Raw genomic sequence first — 18,092 nt, forward strand, 5'->3', positions numbered from 1 at the left:
GTTTCGTATTTATAAACCCTAACATAATAACGACAGAAACAGCGTTTTACTTAGCCCTGTTAACCGCTTTTTTTACGATTTAAGTACCGGATGCCCACTTAAGGTGAGCTGAGCGCCGTTTTTATCATTTTTCAGTACCGCTCTTGCCCCCAACGGCAAGGTGACGGTGCGTTGTTCATGACCAAAATCGAGGCCGTCGATCACCGGAACCGATAACCTGGCGCGTAGAAAATCACAAACTGAGTCAAGACTGTAACCCGCGTCGTAATCATTAGGTGCGCTGCCGCTAAAACTGCCGAGGATAATGGCGTTTTGTTGGGCCAGTATTCCTGCGTGATACAGTTGCAGCAGCATGCGTTCAATGCGAAAAGGATGCTCGTTAATGTCTTCCAGCACCAAAATGCCGTTTTCGATAGCGGGCATCCACGGCGTGCCCATCAGAGAAATGAGCATCGCCAGATTTCCGCCCCATAGCGTACCTTCGGTCGCACATGCCGGACCGTTACCTTGCCACTCGAGGGTAAATTGGGCATTGCGAACAGCCTGCCAGAAATGGTGCTCGGTAAATGCGTTCATCTCCTCGGCGCCAAAGTTAGCCGCCAGCATCGGGCCGCTGAAGCTAATCACATTCCCCTGCGCCAGCAGACCACACTGGATTGCGGTAAAATCGCTGTGTCCGCACAGCAGCAGTGGGTTGTGTTGCTGACGGTTCGCCAGCGCCTGCCAGTCAATATCTGCCAGTAAACGGCTCGCGCCATAGCCGCCGCGTACTGCCATCACAATGGTATCGGGCGTGTTCAGATTTACGAGCGCGTTCACATCAGCAAGCCGTTCTGCTTCGGTACCCGCAAAACGCTGGCAGCGGCGCGCAATGACCGCTGAATTGTCGACCTGATGACCGGCCTCAGTAAGACGCGCCAGCCCGCGTAAGGCAGCCTGCTGGTTGATACAGTAGCCCGACGGGGCAATTAAGTGAAACCGGGACATGGCATTTCCTTGCTACAACTAAAACCAAATGTATATCATGCCGCGTAGGTATGTCGTTGTCACCTCAGCGACAGGTTCCGGCTATAAGGATAGATGACGTGAAATTGAGATGGTTTGCTTTTTTGGTTGTATTACTTGCGGGCTGTAGTTCAAAACAGGATTACAAAAATCCGCCGTGGAATGCTGAAGTTCCGGTTAAACGCGCAATGCAATGGATGCCGATCAGCGAAAAAGCCGGTGCGGCCTGGGGTGTCAGTCCACAATTGATTACCGCTATCATCGCCATTGAATCAGGTGGAAACCCGAATGCGGTCAGTAAGTCTAATGCGATTGGCCTGATGCAGTTAAAAGCCTCTACGTCAGGGCGTGATGTTTATCGTCGCATGGGGTGGAGTGGCGAGCCGTCGACCAGCGAGCTGAAAAATCCTGAGCGCAATATCTCGATGGGGGCCGCATACCTGAGCATTCTTGAGACCGGGCCGCTGGCCGGGATCGAAGATCCGCAGGTGATGCAATATGCGCTGGTGGTATCGTACGCCAACGGTGCGGGCGCGCTGCTGCGAACGTTCTCCTCCGACAGGAAAAAAGCCATTAATAAGATAAACGATCTCAGCCCGGCTGAATTTATTGAACATGTTGCGGATAATCATCCGGCGCCGCAGGCTCCGCGCTATATCTGGAAGCTTCAACAAGCGCTGGATGTGATGTAATTCAGGTGATGCTAATCGCGCACCTTATTCGACTTTTCCCGGGCCTCGCGCTCGAGGGAAAAAATAATCCGCTGTAGGTTACGCTCCACCGCCGGGCCGACGTTGAGAAAACGAAAGCTCAGGCGGGGAGTGGTAATTGTTTCGTTTTTCCCGTCGATAACTTTGCGTTCGCTAATGGAAATTAGCTGGGCGTCCACCTGATACACTCCCCATTGCTCCATGTTCAGTTCAACCTGTGAAAAGCGCATGCCTTCTACCAGTCCCTCTGGTTTTGCCGTTTCTAACAGCCCGCCCATACCGCCAAGAGACAAATCGAATAAGCGAAAACACAGCGTGCTGTTATCCGGCATTTTTACCGTGCAGCGATAGGGGGGATGCAGCGGAGCACCGATACGGAAATATTCCCGACGCTGGACGAACCACAGAGATGGCGGCAATGATGAGATAAATGCGGGTAGCCGCTGGTATTCGCCTTTTTTCAGCTGTGGCAGGGTGAACTCCACTTTGGCTCCCTGCGTTTCGGCGATAATCGTAATTTGATTGGCTCGCTGCACGGCCTGGTTTTCATATTCCTGACTACCAAAATCCATGATCAGTTCGTCCGGGCTGACCGCCAGTATTTTGCTGATGAACTGGCCACCTGACCAGGAGATACGCAGCGGAACCTGCTGCGAATTTAAGTCCCGGAGTACGCCTAACACCGCTAACGGATTTTGCTTCAGGAACTGCTCATTGTAGTTACTCACACCTAATGACTCCTGGATGCCTGGTTTATCGTTGGATTATCGGCATCAATCAACGGAACTTAATACAAATGGATGAAATTTTTTACCAAACCCAATGAAATTAAGTCTGAGGGAAAAAGCACGTAGCGATGGCTTGCCTATACTTAACGTGCTGGCGCAAGAATGTCTTGCGCGTGCGTTCACTGGAAAGAGGGCCTGGAAATGGGAATTATTACCTGGATTATTTTTGGTCTGATTGCGGGGGTTATCGCCAAACTGATTATGCCGGGGCGCGATGGCGGTGGATTTATCCTGACCTGCATTCTCGGTATTATCGGTGCTGTGGTCGGTGGATGGCTGGCTACGATGTTCGGTATCGGCGGCGATATCAGCGGGTTTAATCTCAACAGCTTCCTGGTGGCCGTGGTCGGCGCGATTGTTGTGCTGGGTGTCTTTCGGCTTGTGCGACGAGATTAATCGAACGGCCCCTGACGGGGTAATGCTTGTCAGGTAACGATGAGTGGCCGTAGCGACAACGTAGAGTGGCACATTCGGAGGTAACGAATCTGTTGCCTCCGGCATATTGCTACGTTCACCTTATGTTTGTCACTTCTCTGAGGCAATACGACCTGTGAACGTGTTAAGGGTACTATCACCGTACCCTTGCGAATCAATTTCTCACGGATGAAAACCCGGAATACCCCATAAGGGCTAGATGGCATAGAGACATCAGGAATGGCGAAATATAAGCCAGAAAAAATCCGCGACGCAGCGCGGATTCGGGGAGTTAAACGCTTCAGGTAACGGCATTAAGACGTCGGCTGAGCCTGTTTTTTAGGCTCGACTGGCGTGGTACTTGCCGGGGCCGGGCGCGATGCGGGCACGCTGTCACAGGGCTTTTCTTTGGCGCAGATCAGGTCGAGCATTTTTAGCGTTACGCCGTTGGTCCAGCCAAAACCATCCTGCAACGGATATTCGCCGCCGCCTCCGCCAGTGCCTGTGCTACTCACGTCATACTTTTCAACCAGCTTTTTCTCACGATCGTAGGTGTGCTGCACGTTGGTGAGGAATCGCCAGGTCACGTCCATGGCGACGTTATCCTGACCGTAATTCTGTAATCCCGATGCGGCGACCCACTGGAGCGGGGCCCAGCCGTTGGGAGCATCCCACTGCTGGCCGCTTTTCACCGACGTGGTGGCCAGGCCGCCGGGTTGCAGCAAATGCGCCTGGGTTGCCGCGGCCACTTTGCTGGCGCGATCTTTTGCTGCTGCATTGACATACAACGGGAACAAGGCGGCGGCCGTGAGTTGGTTACGTACTTTGTGGCTCTTCAGATCGTAATCGGCATACCAGCCTTCTTTGTCGTTCCACAGGTGCTTTTCGATCCCTTTTTGTCGGGCATTAGCGAAGCCTTCATATTGTGCAGCTTTGGCATTATCCCCGGCGGCCTTGCTGGCGAGGGCGATCATCTTTTCCATTTTGTACATCAACGCATTGAGATCGACCGGAACGATGCTGGTGGTGCGTAGGGTGCCTAGTTGATTGGGGTTATCCATCCAGCGGGAACTAAAGTCCCAACCCGACGCGGCGGCAGAACGCAGGTCGCGGTAGATTTCTGTGGCCGGTCGGTTCGGATTGCTTTTAGCTGTGGCGATATCCTCCACCCAGGACTCTGGCCGCGGCGTATCGCGGTCATCCCAGTAGCGATTCAAAATGGTGCCGTCATCCAGTTTAACCACGCGCTTATTCTGCTGGCCGGGCTGGAGCGTTTCGACGCCTTCCATCCAGTAGGTGTATTCTTTGAGCATCTGCGGGAGGTATTTTTTCAGCGCGTCATCCCCGTCATGCTGCGCCAGCAGTTCCACCATAAAGGCAAAGAATGGCGGTTGAGAACGGCTCAGATAGTAGGTGCGGTTGCCGTTAGGAATGTGCCCCCAGGAATCAATCTCGTAAGCGAAGTTTGCCACCATGTCGGAGACCTTATCCCAGTGATTACTCTCGGCAAGCCCCAGCATGGTGAAATAGCTGTCCCAATAATATATTTCGCGAAAACGCCCGCCAGGCACGACATACGGTTCCGGGAGCGGCAGCAGAGAGTCCCATTTTTCAGCGTCGGTTGTCGAACGGGTGAGTACCGGCCACAGTCCGTCAATATGCTCGCGCAGCGATTGCCCGGCTGGGGGGACGTATTTCTCGCCAGCTTTCGGCAAGGTGAAATTCACTTCCACAAAATGACGTAAGTCGAATCCGGACTGGTTTTTCTGCATCCGGTAATCGGCAAGGATCATTAATGGATCGCTGTTAGGGACGGCGTCAGCAAAGGTTTTCTGGTCAGGAAACAGTTTGGCCGTTTGTACATCATTAAACAGAGGGCCAAGCAAAATATCAGGCGGCTGAGGCGTAGCGGTTGGTGCGTCCTCGGCGTTGACGGCAAAAGAGGAAAGGGCAAAAAAGGTGCTTGCGAGCGTCAGTTTTATTGCAATAGAGAGCAGGCCTGGATGGCGAGTTGCAGGCGTTATCATCGGTTAATCTCCTTAGGGTGTGCCGAAGCAGCGGCATTTACCATGAGAAAACCTTAGTTCAGGATCGACCGTTGCGCGTGATCGACGCCCCATTTTGCGAATAAACAGACATTTCCCGACGCGAATCGAAAAGATGCACACCCTTTGTCGGGAAAGGGCGTGCAACCGACATCAGTCCGCGCGGGTTATCCGCTGGGCCACGCAGTCAAGGGTCAGGGTGTCACCCATCGTGATACTCTCGATGGCCTCGCCTTGCTGACACAACCAACATAACCCCATTGCACGGGCGATAATCGCCGGGTGAGACGCTTCGCTCCCGTCTCGCAGGCAGATGCCTTTGATGGTCTTCGGATCGAGTTGCAGCACCGTAGATGGATAGATGACCTCCGCGACCAAAATAGTGGGACGGATGAAGGCGGGAATTTGTGCAGTCTCTCCCGTCAAATACTGCAGTGAACGAGACAACAAATCTTCAATATCGATGTATCGCGCCTGCAGGTAAGGATCGTCGAGCTGTAAATACTGCTGGCTGAGATCGCTCAGCACCTGATGCCAGGCCCAGGCCGCGCTGCACTGCGTTTCACGCATTAGATCACAGGCCATATCGAACAGATCCGGATCGTCCAACAGTGTGTGGTGACCGGAGAAAATAGCGGCGATATCTGCGGAATATCTCTCTTCTGCAAGCGCGGTTAGCTCGCTTAAGTCGTTCAGCGTGCTTTGGATAGCGACCCGTAACCGTTGCTGCTCAATCTGGAGTGAGGCTATAGGCTGTTGGCTTACCTGCGGTGAGAACGGTGTGTAACAGAATGCCGTCCCCGTGACCTGTGAGGGAACCTTCGTCACCACGGTATCAGCATGCGCGGGCTCGAGCGATTCACCAAAATTCTCAGCTGCCAGCTGTTTGAATGCGGCCAGCGCATCCTCTGCCTGTTCGCCCTTGGCAATCAGGCGCAGCGTGTCGTTACAGCGTACCTGCAGCAGGGCAATCTGATTCAGGCTATCAGGGACGACGCACTTGCCATTTTTCTCCAGCCACATATCGGCGTTAAAGCCAGACAGCGCGGAAACCAGCCGTGAAGCCGGACGCACATGAATGCCGTTTGGGTTTTTCACCACAATGGCCACTGAATGAGCATCTGCATCAGGCGCGAATTCGGCAGATGTCGGCTTTGCTGCAGATGGCGAAGGTAAACCCAGTTGCTCACATTTGGCATCGAGGGCGTTCATGGCATCACAGATGACCCGCTCAATGTCAGCACCTGCGGCAGCGCTAACCGTTGCGGCGAGCGTGCCTTCGACCAGCGGCGCGGCGCACAGACGTACTTTGGCGGCAATGGCCGGATCGAGCAGTTCCAGCGCGGTTTCCGCACTCAGTAGCGCACTACCGATATCCATCATCACCAGCACGTGATCCGTATCGGCCACGGACTCAATGGCTTCCATCACCTTGATAGGATCGGTGCCAATCGGATTCTCAGGATCGTCAATGCCTGCGGCAATAGCGATTTTGCAACCATCACCCATTAACATCTGCCGGGCTAGCGCGCCGACGCCTTCGCCCAACTGGGCGCTGTGAGAAACAATAACCAGGTTTACCATCGCTTTATCCTTACTCTCTGGACGCCTGAGCCAGCATTTGCATCATAAACATTACGGACGTTGCGCCGGGATCCTGATGCCCAATGCTGCGCTCACCGAGATAGCTGGCGCGGCCTTTGCGGGCCTGCATGGTGATGGTGCTTTGCGCTGCTGCTTCCGCTTGTTGGCTTGCCGCTTCCAGCGCCGCCTGTACGCTCAGCTTTTGCTCGCAGGATTGGCGTAAAGATTCCACTACCGGCAGCCAGACATCGCACATGGTTTTGTCGCCAGGTTCAGCTTTACCGCGGCTAATCACACCTTCCGCGCCATCACGAATCATTTGATACAACTCCTCAAGCGTCAGGCTTTGATGAGCCTGGGTCACCTGGGCGGCACGGATAAAAAAGGTACCAAACAGTGGACCGCTGGCCCCCCCGACGCTTGAGAGCAGCACCATGCCGGTGTTTTTCAAAATAAAACCAATGTCTTTATCGGCGATGGACGGCAACTTTTCGACGACTTTGCTAAAGCCGCGGTGCATGTTCAGACCGTGGTCGGCATCACCAATTTCCCGATCAAGACCGGTGAGAAAATCACTTTCGGTGGTGAAGATCTCACCGCAGCGATAGAGCCAGTTAACAATTTGTGTTCTGTTGAGGGACATCATGTATCTCCTTATTTACCCCAGTTGAGAGCAGGGGTGTGAACCGGTGCATCCCATAAGCTCAGCGTGTCGTCATCCACCTGTAACAGGGTGATTGAGAAGCCAGTCATATCCAGAGAGGTACAGTAAGAACCGATCAGGTTGCGCTCAATGACGATGCCGGCGTCCTGGCAACGGCTTTCGAGGCGGTTATACACGCCGTAGAGTTCTGACAGCGGCGTCGCACCGAGATTATTGACCAGCGCAATGACACGATCGCCGCTTTGCAACGCGCGCTTGCTTTCTTTGCCTTCCTGCCACGCGCCCTGAACGTTGTCCCAGTGGCGGAGCGTACGGCTGTAGTTGCCGTTTTCCAGCAGGGTATCGAACATTTCATCAACGGTCTGATCGAGGGAAGTGAAGGTGCGGCGGTCAATGCCGGGTTCCCCGTGGATACCCACGCCAAACTCCATTTCGTTATCCTGCAACGTGAACGACGGTTGTCCGGCGGCCGGAACGGTACAGGCGCCAATGGCTATCCCAATGGAGTGGCCCTGATTATTCAGTTTACGACCCAGCGCTGCACAAACTTCCAGTGAGTCACCGCGTTCAGCGGCAGCGCCGACCAGTTTTTCGATCAATACGGTATTCGCCACACCACGACGACCGGCGGTATACAGACTGTCTTTCACCGCCACGTCGTCATCCACTACCATGGTGGTGACTTTGACGCCGCTTTCATGCAACAGCTCGGTGGCGGTTTCGAAATTAAGAATATCGCCGGTGTAATTTTTGATGATCAGCAGTACGCCTTCGCCGCCATCAATTTGCATGGCGCATTCGAACATTTTATCCGGCGTGGGTGAGGTAAAAATTTCACCCGGGCAGGCACCAGAGAGCATGCCCTGACCAATGTAGCCGCAGTGCATAGGCTCGTGTCCGCTGCCACCGCCGGAAAGCAGCGCCACTTTGCCCATTACCGGCGCATCTGCGCGGGTGACATATACCGGATCCTGATGCAGTGCCAGGGAAGGATACGCTTTCGCCAGTCCGGCGAGTTGTTCAGTCAGTACGTCTTCAACACGGTTAATCAATTTTTTCATTATTTATGCTCCGCAGACAGTCCTGGATGGCTGCCAGATTCGGGCAGGCATCTGATGTAGGGTATCGGGTTATACAACGCCACGGCGACTGCTCGCTGCCGATAAGGTAATTTTGCACACGGGTTGGCAAAAGAAAATTGCTGCAATGGGCGTTTCAATACGAAACGTAGCAACATAATAATGTTCCGTATTGGAACGTCATGGTGCATAAAACAGCGAAAATGAGAGGTTGGGCCGTATTTGGCCGGGAAGCTGATTAACGGGTGTTTATGGAAAACAAACCACCTGCAGAGCAGGTGGTTTGTAGGCAAGGTCGATTTCGGCGTTAGCCCGGATAAATTCCGCGATCTTTACGTGCCAGTAGAATGCGTTCGCAGGCAACAATGTAGGCTGCCGTACGCAGTGAGCAGGATTTCTCTGCCGCTTTTTCCCACACGTGTACCATCGCATCGGTCATGATTTTGTCCATGCGATTGTTAATCTCTTCTTCGCTCCAGAAGAAGCTAGCCATGTCCTGAACCCATTCGAAGTAGCTGACGGTTACGCCGCCGGCGTTACAAACAACATCTGGGACAACCACGATACCGCGGCTTGCCAGAACGTCGTCGGCGTCCGGATAGGTTGGGCCGTTAGCGCCTTCGAGTACCAGTTTACAGGTCAGCGTTTCCGCGCGGTGACGGGTGATCTGGCCTTCGAGCGCGGCCGGGATCAGAATATCCATCTCCAGGCTCCAGAAGGCTTCGCTGGCAATGGTTTCAGCGCCCGGGAAACCGGCAATCTGTTTGTGCTCCAACTGCCAGGCAGACAACGCGGCCATGTCGATACCCGTTGAGTTAAACAGCGTTGCTGTGTGATCCTGAATCGCGACCACGCGTGCTCCTGCTGCCGCGAACAGGCGGGCGGCTTCGCTGCCGACGTTACCAAAACCTTGCACCGCTACGCGAGCGCCTTCAACGTCGATGTTGGCACGACGCGCCACTTCCAGACCGCTGACGAAAACACCACGACCGGTGGCTTTATCACGGCCTAACGAGCCGCCGAGGTGAATAGGTTTACCGGTGACCACGCTGGTCACGGTGGTGCCGTGGTTCATGGAGTAGGTATCCATCATCCAGGCCATTACTTTTCCGTTAGTCCCCACATCCGGCGCAGGAATGTCTTTCTGCGGCCCGATGATAATGCCGATTTCGCTGGTATAACGGCGGGTTAAACGCTCCAGTTCACCTTCGGAAAGCGAGAACGGATCGACGCGCACGCCACCTTTCGCACCGCCGTACGGCAGGTTCAACGCTGCGCATTTGATGGTCATCCATGCGGACAGGGCCATCACTTCATTAAGATCAACATCAGGATGATAACGCACACCGCCTTTGCCCGGCCCGCGGGAGAGGTTATGTTGCACGCGATACCCTTCAAAATGACGGATAGTACCGTCATCCATCTGCACCGGGATATCGACAATCAGCGCGCGTTTTGGGTGGCGCAGGGTATCCACCCAATGGGAAAGTTCGCCCAGGTAAGGGGCCACACGCTCGATTTGTTGCAGGTAGGTATTCCAGGCAGATGTGCTGCTATCTGAAGCGTAAGATAACTTATCCATGATAAACCTTAGTTATAAAAGTAATATGTTCTTAATTTGGCCGTGGTATACAGTGAATCACACCATATGAACCTAAATTTAACATTTATTTCATAGAATGGCCTGTCCGGCTAACACGGTTTATCGGCATGAAGCGTGTGGGCTTTAGCTGAGAAGTGAATAGTTATTCTTTGATTGTGCTGATATTTCGGTAATTTTGCTGGCTGGGTAATTTAATATGCATGATTTATAAAAATCGCAATTTGTCAGATTTATGACGCACCTCTAAAAGTAAATAATATGATAATAAAATGTATTTGCTTTATTGCGATTAAGCTGGGGTCAGTAGGTCACGGCGATGGTAACGGTATCAGCATAGTTGTCAGGCGTGTAGTTCGCGCTGGGAACGGTGGCGTAAACCGGGTAGGTGGTGGTGGTTCCCGTACCGTTGCCCGCGACGGTATTGAGCGATGAATTGCCCCAAACCGTTTCGGACGGCCCCGGCGTCGAGCTAAGCTGGTAGGGGACCTTGTCCGTATTTGACCCCGTGCCGGCCATCACGCCGCTGCCTGCCGTATTGCCGTTAGAGGGCTGAAGTCCGATGGTGTAAGGCGTGTTATTGGAACATGCTACGCCCACGGTATTTGAAGCCGTTAGGTTACGCCCGGTCGCCCTGGCGGGCGCAAAGCTAATATTGGTTGCAGAGGTGATATAGCACTGTTTGCTGACCGTCGCCGATACGGTGAAGGGAAGCCTGGCGGCAACGGTATCGCCACAGGTGGTCGGCGGGAAAAGCAATCCAGGATTGAGGGTGACAAGGGCTGTCGCCGCCGTATAGCTATCCTGATAGCTTCCGGGGACGGCTGAAGTTTGTGGCGTGACAATCTGCGCTGATACCGTGAGTGAGCCAGTCACTGGCGTCAGATTCAGCAGGTTAAGCTGTACCATTGGAAAAGTTGTTCCCGACTGATACTGACTCCCCCAGACTTTGGTGTGTCCGGCATCCTGGTAAAGCTGGTATGCCAGCGTTCTGGCAGGTGTTCCGTTTAATGACATATTTCGGGGTGTCACCTGGCCACTGACGGCTGAGGCGCCAATATTAAAACAGAGGTTGATCCCTGCCAGCACGTCGCCAAGCTCTTTGGTGCAGGTGTAGTTGAACGTCATTGATGACGTTGCGCCTGTCGCAGACAGCGGATTAACTGAGCCCAAATTTATGGGTTGCACATTGCTCACCGAACAGGTTACGGCATGGCTAATCGCCGGACAAAAGAGTACGGCTGCGATGAGTAACAGATGCCTTAACCTCATGAGCGCACTCCTGTTAGTGTGGCCGGCAAACCAGTGGACCTATTTGCACAATCCCCTTTGCAGAAGAGGGATAGTCAAATTGCACGCGACAACTGCCGGTGTCTGTCTCAACGCGCAGCGCGTTGTGCTGTTCCAGCATGTCGAACCAGGTCATCCCATCAAAACCAACGACAGACGATTGTCCTGTTTCGTTGATAGCGTATGCCATGCTGCCTTCGGGAATGGGTTTACCCTGATTGTCGACGAGGATGACCTGCGCAGCGCGTACGGGGGTAATGCCAAAGCTAACCAATGTACCGGAACGATCGGCAGGCGTTGCATTCGCCTCAACGCGCGCGATCCGCATATTGGTGGGGAGATCCATTGGGTCAATACTGATCAGGTTTTTTTGATAACTGTTCAGTGGCGTGACCAGCAATAGCCCCTGGTCGTCGCTGCGACCAATCAGGTTATTTTGTAATTTAATCGGGACGTCAGGAACGCCGTCAGTTGATACGACGGCAAAGCCATTGTTGATTTCTCGTGCTGCAAACAGGCCGCCTCCCATGGTAACAAGCGATCCGGTGGCGCCTGCGTAGCCGTAGTGGTTATCCGGTAAACGGCTGAATCCCGCGTACGCTTTACCATAACGCCCCAGATATCCCACTTCTCCCTGACCGCTTTGCCGGGAAGCCTGCTGACTGGCGGCCAGATTCCAGCCCCAACCGCCGTCGGCAGGAGGCGTCAGGCTGGCGTTGAGCTGGTAGCCGGTTTCATCATTGGTGCGTTGTAGGGTGCTGCTGGCACTGAGATTGTTATCAGTGGTCATTGTCACCATCAAATAGAGACTGCGATCGCGGTTATCGTCGATGTTTTGGTTGAATCCGGCATTCAGTGAAATGTTGTCGGTAATCGATTTGAACCAGCTGGCGTTGGCGTAGCGCACCGCATTTTCGTGCGGATAACGAAACTGCAGGTAACTCAGGCTGACATTACCGGCAGCTCCCAGCGAATAGCCAATGACCGTATTGCTGTTAAGCGTCGGTGGCGGCTCGCCATAATGGGTGGCGACATCACGATAATCGCCGGAAGTGGCCGTCGTACTGGTACTGAAATTAAACCGTTCGCCGGACCAACGGTAACCAAAACTGTACAGAAAACCGTTCTTTCCTGCGTCGGTACTTGCGGCAACTGAGGTCGAAAACGTGCCGCTGCGGGTGCCTGGGATCCAGTCGTTACTGAAGCCTGCGTTAATCAGTCCATCGCTGGTTTCAGCGTGAGTCCCGGCGGTGAACGTATTGCTAAACCCACGACGCCATGTACCGCTCAGTACCGGTGCGCTGGCATAATCAAAAGAGGAGTAACCATAGTTTTCGCGTACCGTACCCAGTTCTGCTGACCAGGCAGTTAATCCTTCCCGCAGGAGTTGCTGATCGTTGTAGAACGAAAAATTTTGTACGCTCGTTCTGCCCAGCGCATCCGTCATCATCACCTGACCCGTTCCCGCGCCGCTGATGTTCGGCATTGTGTTGATCTGAAAGCTACCCGCGGGGACTTCTCCGTTGTAGTACCTGACGCCGTCGACGTACAGCTCAACGTTTGACGGTAACGTCGCGGAGCCAAGATATGCAGGGAGCGGGGTGGTTGGCATATAGGGCCGCAAACCAAAATCGGTTCCTATCTGAATGCCGCCAATACGCGTCGGTCGGGACCAGATAAGTGAACTGGTCAGGGTATCGCCAACGGTTACCGCCAGCATCGTTTCGGGAAATGACGTACGCCAGCTGGTATCGAGTCGCTCAACGCTGTTATCCGCATTTTCCTCGGTGGAATACTGCGTCAACTGGGTGGTGCTGAGCACGCCTGCAGCATTGAAAGCGCGGAGTTCGCTGAAGGTATTTATTGCGCTTTCATCCCCCTGCTGGGTATAGATATCGTAATTGAGCAGCGCTCCGCGTGATGTTGTCGCCGTCGGCGCGGTCTCTACGGGGGAATTAAGCTGCGTGGTCGCAAGATCGAGTGAACTGAGTGGCGCAGTAAGCGAAAGCGTTTGCAACTGAACGTTATAGTCAATGGTTAGCTCGGGGATATCGTTCAGGCAGACGGCGTGAGTGGCGTCAGGCGCAAAGCGAAAGCCCATTTTTCGCAGGGTATCTGCCCCTGCATAGAGCTTTCCATTATCGTAACCCAAATGCACCAGCCCAACGGGATTCCCATTTAAGGTGACGTCGAGATACAAATTGACCCCCACGAGCTGGGCTGCGCCATTAATAACACCATCTTCGTTCTGGTTATTATTCAGCGTTTGTGCGCAAACCATTCCCGATATTAATACTCCATTGAGAAAGCAATATTTCACCAGAAGCCAGGATCTGTTACAGATCTTGTACTGTTTTTTGGCCATTGATTGTGACTTCAACTTTCCCGCCATCATGAGTATTACTGGCCGACGGGGAGACTATCCAGCGCATTGTTGAGCCGGGTAAAACGTAGCCTAACAGTCCGGGCGTAATAACTTTTTTAGCACCGTCAGGGCTTATAAATGTTGCAGCAGATAATTGTGCATGCCCATTTCCCTGGTTACTCACTTCAATAAATTTTTTGCCATCAAGCTGTTGTAATTTCCATTGCAATTTTGCCTGCGTTTGCGCCGCTGATGTTGGTTGAATGAAAACGGGGACGGAATAATGCAGCACAAACTGAAGCTTATTTTTTTCTACTTTTGCAGGCGGTAACTCATCTATCGATAACCGATAAGCGTCTTCAGCATGTGCCGAAGGTGGGCCGGTCCGAATAACGCGAATCAACTGACGTTCTCCGGGGGCTAATGCCAGCATCGGCGGGCTAATGACCAGCCCCTGAGAGGGGGAAAGTTTGTCGCCGTAAGCGCTCTGGCTCCAGCGAAAAACCCGAACCTGGGCATTGAGCACATTTTCACCCGCATTACTAAGCCAGATACCATCGGCATTTTGCGTCGCGAGCAAAGTTAATGTGACCGGGGCGATTTGCAGTCCGCTGGCGGCAGCAGGGTTGAGGCTCGCAACCATCCCTAACAGGCATGCGCAGGCACACTGCTGAACAGGCAGTTTTACTCTCATGTGGCTTCCTGAAGTTAGTAGTTAACGTTAACCGTTACCGTGTCGGCATAGTCGTCAGGAGTGAAGTTGGCGCTCGGTGCGGTGGCATAAACAGTAAACGTTTGCACCAGCCCGGTCCCCGTCGCCGCTACGCCGTTTCCAGGCGCGGTGTCGGTGGCGGTGTTCCCCCACACCGGACCTGTTGCTGATGTTCGATTTAGCTGGTAGGGCACTTTATCGGTATTGGTGGCTGCGTTAGCCACGGAGGACATGGCGCCTGAGCCCGTCGTCGTCCCCCCATTGGCGGCCGACGGCGCCAGGCCGATAAAATAGGGCGTGGTTTTTGAGCAATTAATCGAAATCGTGTTGCTTGCATTGGTATTTGTTGCCGTGGTATTCACCGGCCCAAGCGTGATATTTGAAGCCGAACCGGCAGTTACGGTACAGGCCTTTTGAATCGTCATCAGTACCTGAAATGTTCCGTTAACGGTTGCTGCATTTGCCACGGGAATAATGGAAAAGGCGCAGCAACAAAGAATTAAGCGTTTGTCTAAGACCAGAGCCATATCCTTTACCTTTTTCAAATAACCACATTTATTACTTTAGAATGAATCGCCACGGGTTTAACAGACACCTCAGAGTCATTTAAGATGGCTTAAAGAGAGGTGCCCATGAGCGGTAAGCGTTATCCCGAAGAGTTTAAAACTGAAGCAGTCAAACAGGTTGTTGATCGCGGTTATTCTGTTGCCAGCGTTGCAACACGTCTCGATATCACCACCCACAGCCTTTATGCCTGGATAAAGAAGTACGGTCCGGATTCTTCCACTAATAAAGAACAGTCAGATGCTCAGGCCGAGATCCGCCGTCTCCAGAAAGAGCTGAAACGGGTTACCGACGAACGGGACATATTAAAAAAAGCTGCGGCGTACTTCGCAAAGCTGTCCGACTGAGGTACGCCTTTATCCGTGACAACTCCTGTTGCTGGCCTGTTCGCCTGCTCTGTCGGGTGCTGGATGTTCATCCCAGTGGTTTTTACGCCTGGCTTCAGCAGCCGCATTCACAACGCCATCAGGCAGACCTGAGACTGACAGGACAGATTAAACAGTTCTGGCTGGAATCGGGATGCGTCTATGGTTATCGCAAAATCCATCTGGATCTGCGTGACAGCGGGCAACAGTGCGGAGTAAACAGAGTCTGGAGACTGATGAAACGTGTCGGAATAAAGGCTCAGGTCGGATACCGAAGCCCGCGGGCACGTAAAGGCGAGGCCAGTATCGTGTCACCCAACAGGCTCCAGCGACAGTTCAATCCGGATGCTCCTGATGAGCGTTGGGTAACGGACATAACCTACATCAGGACCCACGAAGGCTGGCTGTATCTTGCCGTTGTTGTTGATCTGTTCTCACGCAAAATTATCGGCTGGTCCATGCAATCCCGGATGACAAAGGACATTGTCCTGAACGCACTGCTGATGGCTGTATGGCGGCGTAATCCCGAAAAACAGGTGCTGGTTCATTCGGATCAGGGCAGTCAGTACACAAGCCATGAGTGGCAGTCGTTCCTGAAATCACACGGCCTGGAGGGTAGCATGAGCCGTCGCGGTAACTGCCATGATAATGCGGTTGCAGAAAGTTTTTTCCAGTTGTTGAAACGTGAACGGATAAAGAAAAAGATCTACGGAACGCGAGAAGAAGCCCGCAGTGATATTTTTGATTACATCGAAATGTTTTATAACAGTAAGCGTCGGCATGGTTCTAGCGAACAGATGTCACCGACAGAATATGAAAAACAGTATTATCAACGGCTCGGAAGTGTCTAGATTATCCGTGGCGATTCAGAGAGTGGTTCATCTGTACGATCCGGAGGAAAACTTGATTGAGTTATTTACGCCGCTTGGAGGCTAACAGGGGGGTCATTACTTGAGGCATAACACCCGACTGTTGATACACGTTTATCCGGACCAACACTAAACTCGTTGGGGACTGCAGACGTTTTGGCTATCGCCATATATGACACCTCTGTATGGCTGAGGTCAGCATGCCTGCAACTGCTCCGTCATGCGCCCCCTAACTTCTCGTTCGTACTTCCTATTTCAAGCAGATTCCCCTCTGGATCGGAAATATAAAAATTTCGGATGCCAAAAGAAAGCATCATTGGTCTACCTGCAGAAAGTTGCAATTTCAACTTTAACTCTTTACTTGCAAATAATGGTTATTATCACCTGATAATATGACTGAGCTAATTTACTTATTACTTAACCACCTTTAGCTAAATTCGCAAAATCCCTTTTATTTCTACTGTTGTGGTCAACTAAAACTGGCCACCGCGTTAGAGTTTTTCCAGTATCGGTTTTCTGATTCGTTTGGTGGTAACCCACCATTATATTCGTGCGGTCTTAGTGCGCTGTAATATCCAACGATATAGTCCGTTATTGCGTGAGCTGCATCGCTGAAGCTTACATAGCCCGTCGCTGGCACCCATTCGTTCTTCAGACTCCTGAAGAAGCGCTCCATTGGGCTGTTATCCCAGCAGTTTCCACGCCGACTCATACTCTGCCTGATCCGGTATCGCCACAGTAACTGCCGGAACTGCCTGCTCGTATAATGACTGCCTTGGACGCCCTTCTAAGAGTCAAGCTGTTATCGGGATACTGTTGATCCGCCTGTTTTGATTGCGCAGTAACGTGTAAACTTCGCGGGAGATATATCGCTTTAGACAGCGTATCGCTTCCATTTTTGTATGTCCTTCGGCTACACGCCTGGCGACATATTCCTTTGTTTTTGCGTCAGTTCGTAAGCGTCCGATGGCGATGATGTGAAGTGCACTATTTGCAGCACGATCTCCACCACGATTAAGTCGGTAACGGTTCGTTTTTCCAGAAGAAACGGGGACCGGGCTGACACCACACAGTGCCGCAAATCCTGATTCTGATCTTAACCGTTGAGGATTGTCTCCGGCAGTGATCAGCAACTGTGAAGCGCTTTCGTATCCGATAGCATTACGTTTAATCAGCTCAGGTGCCAACTCGTCGACAATTGCCGCAATCATGACATCCAGATCAGCGATTTCGTCATGTAACTCGAGATAGCGTCGGGCAAGGGACTTTAATGAAATGCGATAAACGTTGGTTACATTGCGGTATTCACTGGCATCAGGTCTCCAGGAACCCAGGGTCCTGATGAGCTGCATGCGCGTCATATTTCTGAGCTGTTCACGTAATTCATCCGGGGCAGAGATAATATTTGAATGGATAATCTGGAGAGCGACTCTGCGGGCTGATATTGCTGTTTTTCGGCAAGTTTTTAATACCCGCAGGGACTCAATCATGCCATCACGCGTTTTGGGAGTAACTGTCCTGATGCCTGAGAATGCTGCATGAGCGGCACATTCAGCATCAATTGTGTCACTTTTACCCCGTTTGCGTCGCTCCATCCGGTCTGGAGCAGTCACCTCAAGAACTTCTAACCCGGCGTTCTGAAAATAACGAAGCAAACCGGAACCATAGGTACCTGTGCACTCAACACCAATTCGCTTTAATGTCCCAAACGAGGTCATCCATGCCAGCATCTGCCGGTAACCTTGTCGTGTTGTGGAGAAATACTGAGTCCCAAGGACTTTATTGTTCTGATCTACGACAGCGGCAACGTGCAAATCTTTATGTGTATCCACGCCACCCACAACGGCAGCTTCGGTAACTTTATCAACCATGACAGAGCTCCTGTGAGGAAACAGAGTTGAATCTCCAGACAGATAACCCGGACAGGACAGTAACGAGACAAGCCGTCAGGCCCTTCTTGAGTCACGCGCATCGGTGAGGAGATGCCTCGCATGAAGGCGCTTCCGGCAACCGACGGGTCCAGGGCAGGACACAAAAG

Annotated in this window: 15 protein-coding genes and 1 pseudogene; 3 read left to right on the top strand and 13 right to left on the bottom strand. The window is 52.6% G+C overall.

Annotated features, from left to right (window positions below):
- Window positions 1–72 precede the first annotated feature (72 nt).
- The gene (gene ldcA / locus HV334_RS11125) at window positions 73–987 is read right to left on the bottom strand and encodes a muramoyltetrapeptide carboxypeptidase (protein ID WP_181221718.1); all 915 of its coding nucleotides are present in this window, start codon (window positions 985–987) and stop codon (window positions 73–75) included.
- 98 nt (window positions 988–1,085) lie between these two features.
- Between ldcA and emtA the strand changes: the two genes are divergently transcribed.
- A complete protein-coding gene (gene emtA, locus HV334_RS11130) occupies window positions 1,086–1,697 on the top strand; it encodes a membrane-bound lytic murein transglycosylase EmtA (protein ID WP_047502176.1) in 612 nt (203 codons plus the stop codon).
- Window positions 1,698–1,708: 11 nt separating this feature from the next.
- Here emtA and ycgR read toward each other — a convergent pair whose 3' ends face one another.
- Window positions 1,709–2,443, bottom strand: coding sequence for a flagellar brake protein YcgR (ycgR, locus tag HV334_RS11135; RefSeq protein ID WP_016153364.1), 735 nt, complete (start codon window positions 2,441–2,443; stop codon window positions 1,709–1,711).
- 201 nt (window positions 2,444–2,644) lie between these two features.
- Between ycgR and HV334_RS11140 the strand changes: the two genes are divergently transcribed.
- Entirely contained in the window at window positions 2,645–2,899 is a 255-nt protein-coding gene (locus tag HV334_RS11140) for a GlsB/YeaQ/YmgE family stress response membrane protein (RefSeq protein WP_181221881.1), read from the top strand.
- Between the two features lie 332 nt (window positions 2,900–3,231).
- Here the strand turns inward: HV334_RS11140 and HV334_RS11145 are convergent, their stop codons facing one another.
- The 9 genes from HV334_RS11145 to HV334_RS11185 form a co-directional block, all read right to left on the bottom strand.
- A complete protein-coding gene (locus HV334_RS11145; protein ID WP_181221720.1) occupies window positions 3,232–4,944 on the bottom strand; it encodes an alpha,alpha-trehalase in 1,713 nt (570 codons plus the stop codon).
- 171 nt (window positions 4,945–5,115) lie between these two features.
- Window positions 5,116–6,546, bottom strand: coding sequence for a dihydroxyacetone kinase phosphoryl donor subunit DhaM (gene dhaM / locus HV334_RS11150; RefSeq protein ID WP_181221722.1), 1,431 nt, complete (start codon window positions 6,544–6,546; stop codon window positions 5,116–5,118).
- Window positions 6,547–6,556: 10 nt separating this feature from the next.
- Complete coding sequence (gene dhaL / locus HV334_RS11155) at window positions 6,557–7,189, bottom strand: dihydroxyacetone kinase subunit DhaL (RefSeq protein ID WP_016153354.1); 633 nt, start codon at window positions 7,187–7,189, stop codon at window positions 6,557–6,559.
- Window positions 7,190–7,200: 11 nt separating this feature from the next.
- Window positions 7,201–8,271 carry a dihydroxyacetone kinase subunit DhaK gene (gene dhaK / locus HV334_RS11160; RefSeq protein ID WP_103766401.1) on the bottom strand — a complete coding sequence of 357 codons (1,071 nt, stop codon included), beginning with the start codon at window positions 8,269–8,271 and terminating at the stop codon, window positions 7,201–7,203.
- A 325-nt stretch (window positions 8,272–8,596) separates the two neighbouring features.
- Window positions 8,597–9,871 carry a Glu/Leu/Phe/Val dehydrogenase gene (locus HV334_RS11165; RefSeq protein WP_016153352.1) on the bottom strand — a complete coding sequence of 425 codons (1,275 nt, stop codon included), beginning with the start codon at window positions 9,869–9,871 and terminating at the stop codon, window positions 8,597–8,599.
- A 321-nt stretch (window positions 9,872–10,192) separates the two neighbouring features.
- On the bottom strand, window positions 10,193–11,161 hold the full coding sequence (locus HV334_RS11170) for a spore coat protein U domain-containing protein (RefSeq protein WP_181221724.1): 969 nt from the start codon (window positions 11,159–11,161) through the stop codon (window positions 10,193–10,195).
- Between the two features lie 13 nt (window positions 11,162–11,174).
- Window positions 11,175–13,460 (bottom strand): fimbria/pilus outer membrane usher protein, encoded by a 2,286-nt coding sequence (locus HV334_RS11175; RefSeq protein WP_181221726.1) that lies wholly within the window; start codon window positions 13,458–13,460, stop codon window positions 11,175–11,177.
- 55 nt (window positions 13,461–13,515) lie between these two features.
- A complete protein-coding gene (locus tag HV334_RS11180; RefSeq protein ID WP_016153349.1) occupies window positions 13,516–14,238 on the bottom strand; it encodes a molecular chaperone in 723 nt (240 codons plus the stop codon).
- A gap of 14 nt (window positions 14,239–14,252) precedes the next feature.
- On the bottom strand, window positions 14,253–14,783 hold the full coding sequence (locus HV334_RS11185; RefSeq protein ID WP_016153348.1) for a spore coat protein U domain-containing protein: 531 nt from the start codon (window positions 14,781–14,783) through the stop codon (window positions 14,253–14,255).
- Between the two features lie 105 nt (window positions 14,784–14,888).
- On the opposite strand from HV334_RS11185, the gene HV334_RS11190 reads away from it, so the two are divergent.
- A protein-coding gene (locus HV334_RS11190; protein WP_131020090.1) for an IS3 family transposase occupies window positions 14,889–16,036 on the top strand; the annotation gives its coding sequence in 2 pieces (ribosomal slippage) (window positions 14,889–15,138 and window positions 15,138–16,036; 1,149 coding nt in all).
- Between the two features lie 487 nt (window positions 16,037–16,523).
- Here HV334_RS11190 and HV334_RS11195 read toward each other — a convergent pair.
- Together HV334_RS11195 and HV334_RS11200 are read right to left on the bottom strand one after the other, a co-directional pair.
- Window positions 16,524–16,832, bottom strand: a pseudogene (locus tag HV334_RS11195) (integrase core domain-containing protein); the annotation flags it as partial.
- Window positions 16,833–16,848: 16 nt separating this feature from the next.
- Window positions 16,849–17,925, bottom strand: a complete 1,077-nt coding sequence (locus HV334_RS11200; protein ID WP_000227969.1) for an IS110 family transposase — start codon at window positions 17,923–17,925, stop codon at window positions 16,849–16,851.
- Window positions 17,926–18,092: the final 167 nt, after the last annotated feature.

Source organism: Citrobacter sp. RHBSTW-00944 (genome assembly GCF_013615435.1).
Taxonomy (GTDB): Bacteria; Pseudomonadota; Gammaproteobacteria; order Enterobacterales; family Enterobacteriaceae; genus Citrobacter; species Citrobacter braakii.

What these genes read in the sequence shown, in the direction of transcription:
- ldcA (WP_181221718.1), bottom strand. Translation starts at nt 987, where the DNA reads ATGTCCCGGTTTCACTTAATTGCCCCGTCGGGCTACTGTATCAACCAG.
- HV334_RS11140 (WP_181221881.1), top strand. Translation starts at nt 2,645, where the DNA reads ATGGGAATTATTACCTGGATTATTTTTGGTCTGATTGCGGGGGTTATC.
- HV334_RS11145 (WP_181221720.1), bottom strand. Translation starts at nt 4,944, where the DNA reads ATGATAACGCCTGCAACTCGCCATCCAGGCCTGCTCTCTATTGCAATA.
- dhaM (WP_181221722.1), bottom strand. Translation starts at nt 6,546, where the DNA reads ATGGTAAACCTGGTTATTGTTTCTCACAGCGCCCAGTTGGGCGAAGGC.
- dhaL (WP_016153354.1), bottom strand. Translation starts at nt 7,189, where the DNA reads ATGTCCCTCAACAGAACACAAATTGTTAACTGGCTCTATCGCTGCGGT.
- dhaK (WP_103766401.1), bottom strand. Translation starts at nt 8,271, where the DNA reads ATGAAAAAATTGATTAACCGTGTTGAAGACGTACTGACTGAACAACTC.
- HV334_RS11165 (WP_016153352.1), bottom strand. Translation starts at nt 9,871, where the DNA reads ATGGATAAGTTATCTTACGCTTCAGATAGCAGCACATCTGCCTGGAAT.
- HV334_RS11170 (WP_181221724.1), bottom strand. Translation starts at nt 11,161, where the DNA reads ATGAGGTTAAGGCATCTGTTACTCATCGCAGCCGTACTCTTTTGTCCG.
- HV334_RS11175 (WP_181221726.1), bottom strand. Translation starts at nt 13,460, where the DNA reads ATGGTTTGCGCACAAACGCTGAATAATAACCAGAACGAAGATGGTGTT.
- HV334_RS11180 (WP_016153349.1), bottom strand. Translation starts at nt 14,238, where the DNA reads ATGAGAGTAAAACTGCCTGTTCAGCAGTGTGCCTGCGCATGCCTGTTA.
- HV334_RS11185 (WP_016153348.1), bottom strand. Translation starts at nt 14,783, where the DNA reads ATGGCTCTGGTCTTAGACAAACGCTTAATTCTTTGTTGCTGCGCCTTT.
- HV334_RS11200 (WP_000227969.1), bottom strand. Translation starts at nt 17,925, where the DNA reads ATGGTTGATAAAGTTACCGAAGCTGCCGTTGTGGGTGGCGTGGATACA.